This is a genomic window from Sinorhizobium chiapasense, from assembly GCF_036488675.1.
Lineage (GTDB): Bacteria > Pseudomonadota > Alphaproteobacteria > Rhizobiales > Rhizobiaceae > Sinorhizobium > Sinorhizobium chiapasense.
This window is the reverse complement of the sequence record NZ_CP133148.1, coordinates 2,756,071-2,771,217: the sequence shown is the minus strand read 5'-3', so window position 1 is coordinate 2,771,217 and position 15,147 is coordinate 2,756,071. Positions and strand designations below refer to the sequence as shown.

At 62.5% G+C, this 15,147-nt stretch carries 14 protein-coding genes; 6 read left to right on the top strand and 8 right to left on the bottom strand.

Going from position 1 to position 15,147, the window contains the following annotated elements; all coding sequences use genetic code 11:
• Positions 1-55: 55 nt before the first annotated feature.
• Positions 56-1,237 (bottom strand): benzoate/H(+) symporter BenE family transporter, encoded by a 1,182-nt coding sequence (locus tag RB548_RS13410; protein WP_331371786.1) that lies wholly within the window; start codon positions 1,235-1,237, stop codon positions 56-58.
• A 305-nt stretch (positions 1,238-1,542) separates the two neighbouring features.
• On the opposite strand from RB548_RS13410, the gene RB548_RS13405 reads away from it, so the two are divergent.
• The 4 genes from RB548_RS13405 to RB548_RS13390 all read left to right on the top strand — a co-directional run bounded on the left by RB548_RS13405 (position 1,543) and on the right by RB548_RS13390 (position 5,588).
• Complete coding sequence (locus RB548_RS13405; RefSeq protein ID WP_331371785.1) at positions 1,543-2,499, top strand: helix-turn-helix domain-containing protein; 957 nt, start codon at positions 1,543-1,545, stop codon at positions 2,497-2,499.
• Between the two features lie 313 nt (positions 2,500-2,812).
• Entirely contained in the window at positions 2,813-4,321 is a 1,509-nt protein-coding gene (gene adh, locus RB548_RS13400; protein ID WP_331371784.1) for an aldehyde dehydrogenase, read from the top strand.
• A gap of 85 nt (positions 4,322-4,406) precedes the next feature.
• The gene (locus RB548_RS13395; RefSeq protein WP_331371783.1) at positions 4,407-4,796 is read left to right on the top strand and encodes a DUF779 domain-containing protein; all 390 of its coding nucleotides are present in this window, start codon (positions 4,407-4,409) and stop codon (positions 4,794-4,796) included.
• A gap of 204 nt (positions 4,797-5,000) precedes the next feature.
• Positions 5,001-5,588 (top strand): hypothetical protein, encoded by a 588-nt coding sequence (locus tag RB548_RS13390; protein WP_331371782.1) that lies wholly within the window; start codon positions 5,001-5,003, stop codon positions 5,586-5,588.
• Positions 5,589-5,606: 18 nt separating this feature from the next.
• On the opposite strand, the gene RB548_RS13385 is transcribed toward RB548_RS13390, so the two are convergent.
• Complete coding sequence (locus RB548_RS13385) at positions 5,607-6,527, bottom strand: LysR family transcriptional regulator (RefSeq protein ID WP_331371781.1); 921 nt, start codon at positions 6,525-6,527, stop codon at positions 5,607-5,609.
• A gap of 124 nt (positions 6,528-6,651) precedes the next feature.
• On the opposite strand from RB548_RS13385, the gene RB548_RS13380 reads away from it, so the two are divergent.
• A complete protein-coding gene (locus tag RB548_RS13380) occupies positions 6,652-7,686 on the top strand; it encodes an aldo/keto reductase (protein WP_331371780.1) in 1,035 nt (344 codons plus the stop codon).
• Between the two features lie 171 nt (positions 7,687-7,857).
• On the opposite strand, the gene RB548_RS13375 is transcribed toward RB548_RS13380, so the two are convergent.
• The 6 genes from RB548_RS13375 to lgt form a co-directional block, all read right to left on the bottom strand.
• Positions 7,858-8,790, bottom strand: a complete 933-nt coding sequence (locus tag RB548_RS13375; protein ID WP_331371779.1) for a ribose-phosphate pyrophosphokinase — start codon at positions 8,788-8,790, stop codon at positions 7,858-7,860.
• Positions 8,791-9,105: 315 nt separating this feature from the next.
• Entirely contained in the window at positions 9,106-10,029 is a 924-nt protein-coding gene (locus RB548_RS13370) for a hypothetical protein (RefSeq protein ID WP_331371778.1), read from the bottom strand.
• 179 nt (positions 10,030-10,208) lie between these two features.
• Positions 10,209-11,360 carry a M24 family metallopeptidase gene (locus RB548_RS13365; protein WP_331371777.1) on the bottom strand — a complete coding sequence of 384 codons (1,152 nt, stop codon included), beginning with the start codon at positions 11,358-11,360 and terminating at the stop codon, positions 10,209-10,211.
• A gap of 1 nt (position 11,361) precedes the next feature.
• Positions 11,362-12,156 (bottom strand): peptidoglycan editing factor PgeF, encoded by a 795-nt coding sequence (gene pgeF / locus RB548_RS13360; protein WP_331371776.1) that lies wholly within the window; start codon positions 12,154-12,156, stop codon positions 11,362-11,364.
• Between the two features lie 251 nt (positions 12,157-12,407).
• Positions 12,408-13,511, bottom strand: a complete 1,104-nt coding sequence (locus RB548_RS13355; RefSeq protein WP_331371775.1) for a class I SAM-dependent methyltransferase — start codon at positions 13,509-13,511, stop codon at positions 12,408-12,410.
• A gap of 12 nt (positions 13,512-13,523) precedes the next feature.
• Positions 13,524-14,366, bottom strand: coding sequence for a prolipoprotein diacylglyceryl transferase (lgt, locus tag RB548_RS13350; protein WP_408642417.1), 843 nt, complete (start codon positions 14,364-14,366; stop codon positions 13,524-13,526).
• Positions 14,367-14,551: 185 nt separating this feature from the next.
• On the opposite strand from lgt, the gene RB548_RS13345 reads away from it, so the two are divergent.
• Positions 14,552-14,818: an accessory factor UbiK family protein gene (locus RB548_RS13345; protein ID WP_180938567.1), complete on the top strand. Its 267-nt coding sequence runs from the start codon at positions 14,552-14,554 to the stop codon at positions 14,816-14,818.
• Positions 14,819-15,147 lie beyond the last annotated feature (329 nt).

Genomic DNA, 15,147 nt, shown 5'->3' with positions numbered 1-15,147 from the left:
GGACGCGGGGTCCATAACCGAGAACGGGCGGAAATGCAAGGCGAGGCGCCCCGGTTCATGCCTTTCGCTTGGTAAACCGGGCGAGCCCGAGCATGAGGCCGCCGGCGACCAGACCCCAGAAGGCGCCGGAGACGCCAGCGAAGCTGACGCCTGATGCGGTTACCAGAAAGGTTATCGCGGCGGCTTCGCGCGTCTGTGCTTCGCTGAACGCCGCCATGGCCGAGCTTGCAAAGGCACCGACAAGCGCCAACCCCGCGACGGCCTCGATCAGCACCGGCGGCGCGAGACTGACGAAGGTGGTAACGGCGCCGGCGAGCAGGCCGAAGACGATATAGACAATGCCGGCATTGATCGCCGACCAGTAGCGGCGGACGCGGTCGGGGTGGGAATCAACACCGGCGCACATGGCAGCGGTAATCGCCGCCAAGTTGACCGCATGGCCGCCGAAGGGAGCGCTCAGCATCGAAAAGAGGCCGGTCGTTGCAAAGAGCGGACCGGGATTCGGGTGGTAGTCGTTGACCTTCAGAACGGCGATGCCGGGAATGTTCTGCGATGCCATCGTCACGATGAAGAGCGGCAGGGCGATGCTGACCATGGCGGCGGCGTTGAAGACCGGGAAGACGAATTCGGCTTGGGGAATCAGCGCCGACGAAAGCCTTGCAAGGATGCCGTCGGGCATTTCGGTGCCGAAGGCGATGACGAGGACGAAGGCGAGGAGGGCGGCCGGGACGGCATAGAGCTTGTTGATGCTGCCGACCAGTGCCCAGGCGAGTATGATCGGCAGGCCGAAGAGGGGATTGACGGCGATTGCCTTGACCGGTGCGAAGCACAGGCCGATGAGTACGCCGGCAAGCATCGCGTTCGCCAAAGCCGAGGGGATCGAGGAAACCATCCTGCCGAGCGGCCTCCAAAGCCCGGCGATGACGATCAGCAGACCGCAAACGAGAAAGGCGCCGACCGCGGCATTGAAACCGCCCTCGACGGCGGTCGAGCTTGCAAGCAATGCCGCGCCAGGGGTCGACCACGCGACGCTGATCGGCAGTCGCGTCACGCTGCTGATGACGATTGCACATACCCCCATCGAAATCGATAGAGCCATCAGGCCGGAGGCGGCCTGGGTGGCCGTTGCGCCCACACCGGCAAGTCCGTTCAGGATGACGGCGAAAGAGCTCGCAAAACCGACAAAGGCGATCAGCAGGCCCATGAAAAGGCTTTGAAGCGAAAAGTCGCGAAGCATGGCGAAGAACCGGACGTTGCGGGGCGGGGGCGCGAAATGACGCCATCGAGTAGCATATCCCAATGCCCAATTTAAGGATAAAAACATCCGGCAATTCAAAGCGCTACACTGTCCGTTGTGCGTCTGAAGACACGCGGCACGGTGGGCGGTGACGCTTGATATATCCATGAAGGCGCTTGACGGCGCGACCTTCGTCTGGCTGGACCGGCCGCGCAATCGATGCCTATAGTGTCGCTAGCCGGAGGCATGCCGAATGGGAGATCGGCAGACCCGTCTCCGCCGAGACGCTTTCAGGGAGGGAGCGGATGCCTGCTGTCAGGGATCATTCCGAACACGTCTACAGGATCGCGCATCAATCGTCGGCCGCGGCGAGTTCGCCGGTTGCGGCATCGTGGCGCCGCTGCATGACGCTGCACGGATTGGCGCCGGAGGAGGCCCGTTCGCCCTTACGGCTCACGGATAACGAATTCCGGCAGGCGCACGAACGTTCCGGCGTGTTGGTTGCGGAGGCGGTCGCAGAACTCGACCGGCTGTTCGCTGTCGTCGGCAAGGCCGGCTGCTGCCTTCTGTTGACCGACGACAAGGGCGTTGCGCTCGAACGCCGCGGCGCGGTCGGCGACGATGCCGAATTTCGCGATGTCGGTCTGTGGTCGGGAACCGTGTGGAGCGAGGCGAGCGTCGGTACAAATGGCATCGGCACGGCGATCGCGGACGAACGCGCTGTCGTAATCCAGCGTGACCAGCATTTCTTGAGCCGCAATATCGGCCTGAGTTGCGCGACGGCGCCGATCCGGGACGAGGCGGGACACCTCGCGGGAGCGATCGACATTTCCACCTGCCGCGATGACGCGTCCGATGCAACGGTGTCGATCCTTTCCCAGGCGGTGCGCGACGCCGCCTCCCGTATCGAGGCCAATCTTTTCCGGCGGGCTTTTGCCGGGGCGCGCATCGTGCTCGTACCGGTGGACAGGGCAGGGCCGGCATTGCTTGCTGTCGACCGCGACGATCTCGTGCTAGGTGCGACCCGCGCCGCGCGGCAACGGCTCGGCCTTGATGACAGGCGGATTGCAGCGGGCGTTCCGGCTTCCGACCTCCTCCAGGAGGAGCCGCCCGGGGACGGAGGGGAACTGCCGGACGCCGAGCGGGCGGCGCTGCGTCGCGTGCTGTCGCGGGCGAAAGGCAACGTCTCGATGGCAGCCGACCTCCTTGGAATCAGCCGCGCTACGCTCTACCGCAAGATGAAGCGCCTTTCGCTGAACTGAGGCGCGCTTATCCACGAAGAGCCCCTCACCCTAACCCTCTCCCCGCAAGCGGGGAGAGGGGACTGGGGGTTTGCCGCTCGTCCCTTCGCCCCGCTTGCAGGGAGAAGGTGCCGGCAGGCGGATGAGGGGCGGACAAGCTTGAAAAATCGTCCCGTTCCTGCCGATGCTGCGCTGCAGCACGCCGGGCCGGGCCGGTCTGTCTCAATTCTGAAACAGATGACACCATCGAGTGCGGCGGCTCTCTATCACCGTTCGATATTTCACCGCACCCTTCCTCGCACAGCAAAGGACTGCTGTTCGAAGGGAGGAAGCCATGTTGCATCAGAAGATCGTCGAGAGCCCGTACAAACAGAAATATGGAAACTTCATCGGTGGCGAATGGCGGGAGCCGGTCGCGGGCCGCTATTTCGACAACACGACGCCGGTCACCGGCGGCACGCTTTGCCAGATCGCCCGTTCCGATGCCGCCGATATCGAAGCCGCGCTCGATGCAGCGCACGCGGCGCGAGAAAAATGGGGGCGGACGTCGACGACGGAGCGCTCCAACATCCTGATGAAGATCGCCGACCGCATGGAGGCCAATCTCGAGCTTCTGGCGCGGGCGGAAACCTTCGACAACGGCAAGCCGATCCGCGAGACAATGGCTGCCGACATTCCGCTGGCGATTGATCATTTCCGTTATTTCGCCGCTTGCATCCGCGCTCAGGAAGGCTCGATCGGCGAGATCGACCACGACACGGTTGCCTATCATTTCCACGAGCCTCTCGGGGTCGTCGGCCAGATCATCCCCTGGAACTTTCCGATCCTGATGGCCGCGTGGAAACTGGCCCCGGCGCTTGCCGCCGGAAACTGCGTGGTGCTGAAGCCGGCCGAGCAGACGCCTGCCTCCATTCTCGTCTGGGCAGAACTCGTTGCCGACCTCCTGCCGCCGGGCGTGCTCAACATCGTCAACGGCTTCGGCCTTGACGCTGGCAAGCCGCTCGCCACCAGTCCCCGCATCGCCAAGATCGCCTTTACCGGCGAGACGACGACCGGACGGCTTATTATGCAATATGCCAGCCAGAACCTCATTCCGGTGACGCTCGAGCTCGGCGGCAAGTCGCCGAACATCTTCTTCGCCGATGTGCTTACCGAGGACGACGAGTATTTCGACAAGGCGCTTGAGGGCTTTGCCATGTTCGCGCTCAACCAGGGAGAGGTCTGCACCTGCCCGAGCCGCGCGCTTGTCCAGGAGAGCATCTATGACCGTTTCATGGAGCGGGCGCTGAAGCGGGTCGAGGCGATCCGCCAGGGCAACCCGCTCGACCAGGCAACGATGATCGGCGCGCAGGCGTCGAGCGAGCAGCTCGAAAAGATCCTCTCCTATATCGATATCGGCAAGCAGGAAGGGGCCGAGGTGCTGACGGGCGGCGGGCGCAACGTGCTCGAAGGCGAGCTGTCCGAAGGCTTCTACGTCAAGCCGACAGTGTTCCGCGGCCACAACAAGATGCGCATCTTCCAGGAGGAGATCTTCGGACCCGTCGTTTCGGTGACGACCTTCAAGACCGAGGCAGAGGCGCTGGAGATCGCCAACGACACGCTCTACGGCCTCGGTGCCGGCGTGTGGAGCCGCGATGCCAACCGCTGCTATCGCTTCGGACGCGCCATCCAGGCCGGCCGTGTCTGGACCAATTGCTACCACGCCTATCCGGCGCATGCCGCTTTCGGTGGCTACAAGCAGTCCGGTATCGGCCGCGAGACGCACAAGATGATGCTCGACCATTACCAGCACACCAAGAACATGCTGGTGAGCTACAGCCCGAAGGCGCTTGGCTTCTTCTGATCCCGGCTTTCACCGGTGATCTTCCCGGCAGGCTCCCGATCTCTCATCGGGCGCCTGCTGGCTTATGTGAGGCGAGGAGACTGTGATGACGGACGACGAAAAGGAACTGCGGGTACTTGCGACCGATGCGGCGATCGAATTCATCCGCGAAATCAGGCGCGATCATCCGAATATCCTGTTTCATCAATCGGGCGGCTGCTGCGACGGCTCGTCGCCGATGTGCTACCCCGTTGGCGACTATATCGTCGGTGACAATGATGTGAGGCTTGGCGAGATCGATGGGGTGCCGGTCTACATCAGCGCCAGCCAGTACGAGGTCTGGAAGCACACGCAACTGATCATCGATGTAGTCCCCGGCAGGGGCGGGATGTTCTCGCTCGACAACGGCCGGGAGAAGCGTTTTTTGACGCGCTCGCGTCTGCTTGGCGGAGGCGAGGCTTGCGCGGTACAATCCCTGGCCCGTGGCGGCAGTTAGTGCCGGCTGCGCCGGTCACTTTCGTAAATGCTCAGCGGTCAACTCAGACAGATGATTTCCCGAGACAGCCAATGCGCTGTTAAGCTCGCTTAAATTCATGCAACCTATAGTCGCGATGGCTCGATTCTCTGCTGGGCATGAGGCCGCAGGTGCTGATTGATTTCGATGCTGATGCAGGCATTGAAATTTTCGAGGAAGCATTTCATGACAATGATCTCACCGGCGGGCAATTCTGCTGCTCTGGCCATCCTGCGGTCCGGTTCGCAGGTGTCGGCCATCGATTTCCTCCACTCACCTGTGTTCAAGGCCAGTTCCGACGCGGTAGCAGCAGCTATTTTCAACGCCATCGCAGGGATTCGCGACTTTCAGAAAGAGTTTTCGGATTCCTATGATGCCGCGATGAAACGCGGGGCGACGCTGGGCGGAATCCACCCGGACAACGCCAAGCACATTGCGCTCGCCGATTTGATTATCAAGCATCGGGAAAGCTTTCCGCCGGAAGAGTTCACGATACATACGGATCTGCCGGAAGAAGCATCAATCACGACGACCATTCCGTCTGTGGCTGCGATGAAGGGTGAAATCTTCAAAGAGGAGATTGCCGAAAAACAGGCTGCGTTCGACGCGGAAATCGCTGCCGCGGAAGCATCCCCCGATCCTGCAGCGGTCAAGCTGAATGCGCTGTCGCAAGTCGTGAAAGTTCTGGTACTCGATGATGCGGAACCCGTGGCGACCCTTCTCGAAAACAGTCCTCCAAAGCCGGAGGAACTGGCAAAGCCATTCGCCGCGTAGCCGCGCGACTTGCCGAAGTCAGCGGCCCGCTGCCAATTTATTCTCGCGCCCGATCTTGGCCGCCAGGTCGAGAAATGCGCGCAGTTTGGGCTGGGTCTGGGCCTTTGCGGGAAAATAGATGAAGAGGCCGGGCGAGGTCGGAAGATACGCCTCCAGCACGCGTTCGAGACGCCCGGCTGCGACTGCCTCGCGGACCGACGGCTGGGGCAGGTAGGCCAGCCCCGTCCCGGCTTCCGCCAGTTCGATGAGCAGCAGGAAGTCGTTGACGGTCAGCCCGCCCGGAACGTCGACGGAGAAATCGCGCCCCTCGCGCTCGAACTCCCAGCGATAGACCGTGCCCGACGTGGGATAACGGCAGCGGATCGCCTCGTGCCGCGTCAGTTCCTCCGGCGTTGCCGGACGTCCCTGTTTGGCGAAATAGCACGGCGCGCCGACGACGGCCCAGGCGATGTCGGGAGTGAGCCTGACCGCAACCATGTCCTTTTCGACGGCCTCGCCGATGCGGATGCCGGCATCGAAGCCGCGTTCGGTGATGTCGATCGCCGCGTCATCGATCGAGATTTCCACGGACACGTCCGGATAAGCCTGCCGAAAGCGTGGGAGCAGCGGCGTCAGAACGAGCGGGATCGCCATGCGCGGGACGGTCAGGCGGAGGTTGCCGATCGGCCGGTCGCGAAAACCGCCAAGCAGGTCGTGGGCTTCGGCGATCTCGGATGCCGCAGGGCGCACGCGCAACAGAAACGCACTGCCTGCCTCCGTCAGTGCCACGCGACGCGTGGTGCGAACGAAGAGCTGAACCCCAAGCCGACTCTCGAGCGCCCTGATCGTCTGGCTGACGGCATTCGGCGTAACGCCGAGCGTGGCTGCGGCGGCGGTGAAGCTGCGATGCTCCGCCACGGCCAGGAATTCCGTCAAACCGCTGAAGGGGTCGGCTGCCACTGTCGCGCCATTATGAAGTTATTCTTCGTAACGCTTATAGCGACATCCTATTTTTCGCAATAATCCGCTTTGGCATGATCGTCGCCAACCGCAAACAGGCCAATCGGGCAGAACGGAGGAAAACATGCAGTACACAACGCTTGGCAATACCGGTCTCGTGGTTTCGCGTCTCGCCTTCGGTGCCATGACTTTCACGGCCGGCGATCGCAGCATCGGCGCGGTCTACAAGACCGATGCCGAGGCGGCGGCCGCACTCGTCGGGAGGGCGCTGGATGCCGGCATCAATTTTTTCGACACTGCCGATGGATATGCTTCCGGCCAGTCGGAGCGCATTCTCGGCGAGACGCTCAGGACGCGCCGTGACGAGGTGGTGATCGCCACCAAAGTCGGCTTTCGCACCGGCACGCCGCTGACGCAGGCCGGCCTTTCCCGCCGCCACGTTCTCTGGTCCGTGGACCAGAGTCTGAAACGGCTCGGCACCGATTGGATCGACGCCTACATCGTCCACAAGGAGGATCCCTACACACCACTCGAAGAGACGTTGTCGGTGCTGGACGAGGTCGTCCGCTCAGGGAAGGTGCGCTATATCGGCTTCTCGAACTGGTCAGCCTGGAAGGTCGCGGCGGCGCTCGAAATCCAGAAAGCCGCCGGTTTCGCGGGCTTCACGCACGGTCAGATGCACTATTCTCTTCTCGGCCGGGACGTCGAACGCGACGTGATCCCGATGATGAGACGCTATGGCCTGGGAATGACGGTGTGGAGCCCGCTCGCCGCGGGCTTCCTCTCCGGCAAGTACACCCGCGACAATCTCGGCGATCCCGACAACCGCTATTCCGGCTTCGACATTCTGCCCTTCGACAAGGAGCACGGCTTCCGGCTCGTCGAGCGCATGCGCATGATCGCCGATGCGCATGGGGCAAGTGTCGCGCAGGTGGCGATTTCCTGGCTGCTGGCGAAGAATGCGGTGACGAGCGTACTGCTCGGCGCCTCCAAGCTCCATCAGCTCGAAGACAATCTCGGCGCCGCCGAGCTTGCGTTGACGGAAAGCGAGATCGCGGCGCTCGATGCCGAGACCATGCCGGCACCGGTCTATCCGAACTGGTTTATCGACAATCTCGCCGACCAGCCGGTGGCGCAGGTCTTGGGGAAAAATCGATAAGCTCTACAGCGCCGCGCGTCTTTTGAGACGCGCAAAGGTTACTGTAGCACCTTGAATCGATGCCTGATTTTGCCCTCAAATCGATTCTGATTTGAGGAATCATGCAGGAAGAAAAACGCCGGCGCTCGAGGCGCCGGCATTGATACATTCTCAGCCTCGGACCGAACGGTCTCAGTCGAAGAGGCTCGAAACCGATTCTTCCTGGCTTGTACGGCTGATCGCTTCGCCGATCAGGGCGGCGGTCGAGATCACGCGGATATTGTGCGCGGACTGCACGGCCGTCGTCGGCTGTATAGAGTCGGTAATAACCAGCTCCTTCAGCATGGAGGAGGCGACGCGGGTAACCGCACCGCCGGAAAGCACGCCGTGGGTGATGTAGGCGGTGACGCTGGTGGCGCCATTCTTCAAAAGGGCCTCGGCGGCGTTGCAAAGCGTGCCGCCGGAATCGACGATGTCGTCGATCAGGATGCAGTCCTTGCCGCTCACATCGCCGATGACGTTCATGACTTCCGATTCACCCGGGCGATCGCGGCGCTTGTCGACGATCGCCAGCAGACAGTCGAGACGTTTTGCAAGCGCGCGGGCACGCACGACGCCGCCGACGTCCGGCGAAACGACCATGACGTTCTTCAGATCGTAATGCTCCTTGACGTCGCGGGCCAGTATCGGAACCGCATAGAGGTTGTCGGTCGGAATGTCGAAGAAGCCCTGGATCTGGCCGGCGTGAAGGTCAAGGGTGAGAACGCGATCGGCGCCGGCTTCGGTTATGAGGTTGGCGACCAGCTTGGCGGAGATCGGCGTGCGCGGACCGGGCTTTCGGTCCTGTCGGGCATAGCCGAAATAAGGAAGGACGGCGGTGATGCGGCGGGCGGAAGAGCGGCGCACCGCATCGATCATGATGAGCAGTTCCATCAGGTGATCGTTGGTCGGAAACGAGGTGGACTGGATGATGAACACATCCTCGCCGCGCACGTTTTCGCCGATTTCGACGAAGATTTCCTGGTCGGCGAACCGCCTTACTGTAGCTTTGCCGAGGGGCAGGTTGAGATAGTTGCAGATCGCTTCGGCAAGCAGCCGGTTCGAATTGCCTGCGAAAACCTTCATTGACGGTCCGCCTTGAGCTGGCGCGGCCTCCGTCCGGCGTGCAGTCCGGGGCGGTTTTTTCCGCGCAAATTCCGTGAGCCATTCCGATCGCGGCAATCTTTACGGAATGGCCGCTGTTCAGAGCTGATCGGCCGCTTTTTAGCGTCCCTGAACTCGAATGCAAGGGGGAATGCTGCGGCGCAAAGGCCATTACCCTAAAAACTTTGTGCCAACCGGCCAAGATCACGACGATTTTGGGTCGACCGAACCCATAATCATGGATCGTGATTGTTTCTGGTAATTTAGAGCGGGATGTGGGCGGAAACCGCGCTTTCCTCATCCTGCTCTGGATTGACGCCAATCGAGGTAGGCCTTGATGGTTTTGGTGGCGATTGCCTGCATTGTTTCCGGCGGAACCGCGCTCCAGGGCTCGGCCGCCGTGCTTGCGACGGTATGCTGTCCCTGGATACGGTGCAGGCGGTTGCCGCTGCCATCGAGAATGTCCCAGACATAGACCACCGTCGTCTTGCCGCCGTCGTTGAGCGCCGAAAAATAGCCCTTGAGGATATGCTCGCTCGTCTGGTCCGCAGAGCCCTTGATCGCCAGCCCCTGCGCGCGGGCGTCGGTGCCGAGTTGCTTTGAAAGCGGAGTCACGGCCTCAACCGGCGCGCCGATGATCGGCAGGAAGCGAATGCCGCCTGAACCGCTTGCGGCTGCTGGAGAGGCGGCGGCCTGGTTTGCCTCCTGTTGCGGCGCTGCCGCTGCTGATTCCGTCAAGGATTGCTGCGCGGCCGGCTCCTGCGGAGGCGCGGGGCTTTGTATGCGCGTGGTCTGGACCTTCCTTACCTCAACCTGCGTGGTCTCGTCTTGCCCGGTCTCGCCTTGTACGGCCTGGGCCTGCCCCGTCTGAACCTCATTTGTCTGGATCGGTGCCGCGCCTTCGGCAAGAAGGCTCGCTTGACCCTCGAGCGTGCCCGCGGGGTCGGTGTAGTCCGTGTTGCCGGTGGCATATTGCGTGTGCGCCGGCGCGCCCGAAATGTTCGGCTGCGCGGAGAAAGCCGTGTTGCTCGGCGGTACGGTTTGCACCGGAACGATGGCCGTTTGCGTCGACATGGTGTCGAGATCGGACTGCGTCACGGGCGGGGAACGGAAGGTCCCCGCGCCCACGTCCACCTGCGGTATCAGCACATCCGTGCTGTTGCAGGCCGTAAGTGCTGTTGCAAGACCAAGGCTTGCGATAGGCATGATCAGCTTTCGCATCGTTCCCACCGTCCGTCTCGACTCTAACAGTCGGAGCGGGATGGGTGCTTCGCACGCCCTGATCCCGTTCCGGTTCGCGACAACTTCTAGGGCGCCGTGCGTTCAATGAACGCACAAGGGATTCTCTAGGAAGCTGCCTCCGTTCGTCCGTCTCGGTCGGAAATCATAGGCGGATTTCCTTACGCAGAAATGAAGTCCAGTCCGTAGCGTGAAAGCGCGCGCGGTTTATCGGGTGTCGTGAGATAGGTCTGGCCGAGGGTCATGGCCGTTCCGCTGTCGGAATCCATGATGATCATGTGCACGAAGAGCGACATGTCCGGCTCGATCTCCTGGGGGTTGCCGACATGGAACATCTGGTGCTCCATCCAGGAGGGCGAGAAGCGCGCGCCGAGAGAATAACCGCAGGCGTTCAGCCGGTGGCGAGCCAGGCCACGCTCGTCCATGATCCTGGCGTGGACGTCGAAGACGGTGCCGAAGGTGTTGCCGGGGCGGAGCACCATTTCGATCGCCTGGATCGTCTCGCGGCAGGCGCTGTAGAGCTCACGGTGGCGGTTGGTCGGCTCTCCGATCACGACGGTGCGCATCATCGCCGCATGGTAATGGGCGCTGACGCCCGCCCATTCGAGGGTCAACTGGTCGTTGGCGTCGAGCGTGCGCCGGCCCGACTTGTAGCGGCAGAGCAGGGCGTCGGCGCCCGAGCCGATGATGAATTCGTTGGCCGGATAGTCGCCACCGCCGGCAAAGACCGCGCCCTGCATGGCCGCGAGAATGGCGGCTTCGCTGCCGCCCGGGCGGATCAATGGCAGAGCCGCTTCGAGCGCGTCGTCCGCGAGGCCGGCGGCCTTTTCGACATGGGCGATTTCGGCGGGGCCTTTGATCAGGCGAAGGCGGCTCACAAGCAGCGAGGCGTCGATCAATTCGCCGAAGTTGGCGAGTTGGTGGTCGACCAGTCGCGCCGTTCTGCCAGTCATGCCGTGCGTGTCGTATTCGACCCCGATGCGGCAGCCGAGCAGGTCGAGTTCGTTCAGGAGATTCTTGAGATCCACCGCCGGATCGGCATTGACACGATCCACCCAAATTTCAATGCGCTCGATATTGGACGTGTGACGCGCCTGACGCAGGTCGGCCGAGCGCGTCAAGAGCACCATCGAGCCGTCCCTCTTGACGACCAGCGACTGAAAGAAGCAGTAGCCGAACGTATCGTAACCGGTCAGCCAGTACATGCTCTCCTGGGCAAAGAGCAGCAGGGCGTCGAGCTTCTCTTCCTGCATTCTGGCCGTCAGCCGCGCAAGGCGGGCTGCGTATTCCTCTGCCGCAAATTGAAGCGCCATTTCAAATCTCCCGTATGCAGATCGCCGACATCTGCCGGCCGTAGTCTGGCTCCTGTCTGTGTGTCGTGCGGCGGTAGGAAAAGAAATGGTCCTCGTCCGCGTAGGTGCAGATGTCGAGGTTTTCCGCCGTCACCCCGGATTCCGTCAGTCGCCGGATCGTCAACCCGGGCAGGTCGAACATGGCATGGCCGTTCCGTCCGGAAGGGCTGAAGAAAGACACATAGTTCTCGTCGGCGGCAATGAACCGTTCGACGAATTCGGCTCCGACCTCGTAGTGGGTCCGGCTGATCGATGGGCCAAGGCAGGCGATGATCCGTTCACGGCGCGCGCCGAGCGAGATCATCGCCTCGATCGTGCTTTCAAGGATCCCGTCAAGCGCGCCTTTCCAACCGGCATGGGCCGCACCGATCACGCCGGCTTGCGGATCAGTGAAGAGCACCGGCCCGCAATCGGCTGAGAGAACGCCGAGCACGATGCCCGGAGTCGCGGTCACCAGCGCGTCGGCATCGGGGCGCGCGCCATCATAGCTGCCGTCGACGACGACGGCGTCCGGCGAGTGGATCTGATGAACGGTTGCAAGGCGCCGCGGCTCGGCATGAAACCAGCGCGCGACGCGCGCCCGGTTTTCGCCGACGCGTTCGCGGTCGTCCTTCGAGCCGAGACCGACGTTCAGGCCGCGATAAATGCCTTCGGAAACGCCGCCCTTGCGGGTGAAATAGCCGTGTGCGATCGCCGGTCCCGCCTTGGCGCTGAAGAGCGGACTCTGAACCGGGGAAAGCGAGGCATCGTCCTGCATCGGTGTTCTCGCCCTTGCTATCTTAAGGTTTCATTGGAATTGAGGGCGCGTCGCGGCCCGGTGATTTGCGGCTGATTTGCGGCGCGATGTTGACGCGGCATGCTGGCACTGTCAATCGCCGAACCACAGCCGGCCTGCTGCGGGTTTCCTTGAACGGGAAACGATCTGAGTACAAAACATACAGCAATTCAAGCTGTTGCCGCCGTCGTTGCGCACCCGAAAGGGTGCATGGCGCCGCAGGCGGTTGATCGTCACTGCGCCTTCTTCTGGAACGGTGCCAGCGTGACTTCGGGGCTGCTGACGGCGAGCACCTTGAACAGTTCGCCCATCTTTCCGGCTCCCGAGCCCGCGAGCCGTTCGACGGCGGAGCGAATGCCTTCCTGCGTCAGCGTGTCTTTGCCGCGGCCGAGTGCCGCCGCCCGTTCGAGCAGCCCGAGCCCGACGAGGAAGTCACCCTGATGAGCAAGCCCGTTGATCTGCAACCCCTCCGCCTTCGCGCGACGGGCAAGCTGTTCGAAATCGACATGGCTCGTGAGATCCGCCTGGCCGGGACTGGCGAGCGGAGGGTCATAGTGATGCTCGCGGACCGCTTGCAGCGTATCGCCGTAGCCGGTCGCCAGATGTCCGTAGTCGATGATGATCGCCGTGCCGCTGCCCGTGCGAAGGCGCTCGCATAGCGCGGCCATGACCGCGTCGCGTGCCGGGGCTGTCTCGAAAATCGTACCTTCGCCGACCGATTGCGCCGGCGACGGCAGAAGCGACGGATCGATGCCCGCGACGCCGGCCGCGAAGATCAGGTTGTCGTCGGCATCGAGACCTATCATGCGCTCACGGAATCCCTGCGCGGTGCGAACGAATTGCCGGATCGGAACTGCGTCGAAAAGCTCGTTCGCCGCGAGCAGCAGAAAGCCCGCGGGCAAGGTTTCGAAGCTCGCGTGCCAATGAACCTTGCCCTCGTGTCCCACGAGTGTTTCGGCCTGCACCTTCTGCAGCCGCTCGCTCGTCTCTACGAGATGCACGCTGGCCGACCGGTAGAGATCGGGCGCCAGGCGAGCGATGACGCGCAGCATATCGGACATCATCGTGCCTCGGCCCGGGCCGACCTCGGCGATGATTGCGGGTTCAGGGCGGCCGTGCTCCTGCCACGCGTGCACGAGGAATATGCCGATCATCTCGCCGAAAACCTGGCTGATCTCCGGCGCGGTGGTGAAATCGCCGGCGCGGCCGAAGGGTTCGCGAACACGATAGTAGCCGTGCTGCGGATCGGCGAGGCAGAGCGAAAAATAGTCGGTCACGCTGATCGGCCCGTTGGCCTTGATCAGCGCCTTGATCTTGTCGGCAAGAAGATTCGTCATGCACCCGTCCAGTTATGCGGTCGCTGCTGCCCGGCGCGCGCGCGCGATCGCCCACATGCCTGCGAGCGCCATCGGCAGCGAAAGCACCATGCCCATGGTCAGCCAGCCACCGGCCAGATAGCCGATCTGAGCGTCCGGTTCGCGGAAGAATTCGACAAAAATGCGGCTCGCGGCATAGCCGCAGACGAATATGCCGCAGATCAGGCCGGGTACCTTCAACGCGTTGCGGCGGTAGACGAAATAGGCAAGCACCACGAGGAGCAGAATGCCCTCAAGCGCCGCCTCGTAGAGCTGGCTCGGGTGGCGGGCAAAGGGGCCGCCGGTTGGAAAGACGATTGCCCAGGGCACGGACGACAAACGTCCCCAGAGCTCGCCGTTGATGAAGTTGGCGATGCGGCCGAAGAAGAGGCCGATCGGCACCACGGCGGCGACGACGTCGAACAGGCTCCAGACGGCGATGGCGTTTCGCCTCGCGAAGACGACAATCGCGAGCGTCGTGCCGAGGAGGCCGCCGTGGAACGACATGCCGCCGTTCCAGATTTCAATGGCGCGGATCGGGTTGTGCAGCACCGAGTCGAGGTCATAGAAGAGGATGTAGCCGATGCGCCCGCCAAGGACGATGCCGCCGGCTGCCCAGAGCAGAAAATCGTCGAGCTGGGTTGGATTGAAGGCCGGCGTGCCGTTGCGCCAGAGAGCGGCGTTTTGAATGATGCGGCGCGCATAAAGCCAGCCGATGAGAATGCCCGCGACATAGGCGAGGCCGTACCAATGAATGGCAAGCGGCCCGATCGTGAAGATGACGGGATCGATTTCCGGGAAGGGGAGGATGGCGAGGCGGGTGGCGATTGTTTCCAAGGTCTTGTCTCGTGCCGGCCGGTTGTTTTGGCGGAACATGGCGATCGAATCCGGGCGGGTCAAGCCGCCCGGTGCGGCCTGTCACCTCGGCGCCGTCTTATTTTTCTTGCATCCTTTCGCCGACAATCCTACCTCAATTTCATGATCGCGCTGCTGCGCGAGATGCTGAAATGGAGATCTTGACGATGAGCACAGGAGCCAACCGCATTCTGGACGACTTTGCCAAGCTGATGACCGATGCGGCGGGCGCTGCCCAAGGCGTGCGACGCGAGGTCGAGACAGCTTTTCGCGCGCAGGCCGAGAGCTGGCTGAACTCGCTCGATGTCGTCAAGCGCGAGGAATTCGAGGCGATCAAGGAAATGGCCGTGAAGGCGCGCGAGGAAAACGACGCGCTTCTCGCCCGCATCGAAGCGCTCGAAGCGCGCCTCGCAGAGACCGGAAAGAAGAAGTAACGACCGACTGGAGCCGCGCTTCTCGCGGCTCCGCTCGCTCCGTCTCCGGGCTTGTTTCGGAGCGATTCCCGCCCCGCCCGGGCAGAGACTGCCGTGCGCTATAAGGCCGCGCTTGCTGCATGATTCCTTAAATCGGGTTCCGGAATGCGGAATCATCCGGCAATTCAAAGTGCTACAGCGTCCTTTGCGCGTCTGTCAGGACGCGCCGCAGGGTTGATAAAATCCGAAAAGTTTTCCACCTGTGGACACTGCCAAAAAGTCCTTATGGCAGAGTCGTTTAAGCATCTGTGCTGAATCAAAATCGCAACGCGAGCGTCGTTCTTCGTCGC

Excerpts from the sequence above, each read along its gene's own strand:
- RB548_RS13375 (WP_331371779.1), bottom strand. The coding sequence starts at position 8,790 with ATGAAGGTTTTCGCAGGCAATTCGAACCGGCTGCTTGCCGAAGCGATC.
- pgeF (WP_331371776.1), bottom strand. The coding sequence starts at position 12,156 with ATGCAGGACGATGCCTCGCTTTCCCCGGTTCAGAGTCCGCTCTTCAGC.
- RB548_RS13355 (WP_331371775.1), bottom strand. The coding sequence starts at position 13,511 with ATGACGAATCTTCTTGCCGACAAGATCAAGGCGCTGATCAAGGCCAAC.
- RB548_RS13390 (WP_331371782.1), top strand. The coding sequence starts at position 5,001 with ATGACAATGATCTCACCGGCGGGCAATTCTGCTGCTCTGGCCATCCTG.
- RB548_RS13410 (WP_331371786.1), bottom strand. The coding sequence starts at position 1,237 with ATGCTTCGCGACTTTTCGCTTCAAAGCCTTTTCATGGGCCTGCTGATC.
- RB548_RS13405 (WP_331371785.1), top strand. The coding sequence starts at position 1,543 with ATGCCTGCTGTCAGGGATCATTCCGAACACGTCTACAGGATCGCGCAT.
- RB548_RS13345 (WP_180938567.1), top strand. The coding sequence starts at position 14,552 with ATGAGCACAGGAGCCAACCGCATTCTGGACGACTTTGCCAAGCTGATG.
- RB548_RS13395 (WP_331371783.1), top strand. The coding sequence starts at position 4,407 with ATGACGGACGACGAAAAGGAACTGCGGGTACTTGCGACCGATGCGGCG.
- RB548_RS13365 (WP_331371777.1), bottom strand. The coding sequence starts at position 11,360 with ATGGCGCTTCAATTTGCGGCAGAGGAATACGCAGCCCGCCTTGCGCGG.
- RB548_RS13380 (WP_331371780.1), top strand. The coding sequence starts at position 6,652 with ATGCAGTACACAACGCTTGGCAATACCGGTCTCGTGGTTTCGCGTCTC.
- adh (WP_331371784.1), top strand. The coding sequence starts at position 2,813 with ATGTTGCATCAGAAGATCGTCGAGAGCCCGTACAAACAGAAATATGGA.
- RB548_RS13370 (WP_331371778.1), bottom strand. The coding sequence starts at position 10,029 with ATGCGAAAGCTGATCATGCCTATCGCAAGCCTTGGTCTTGCAACAGCA.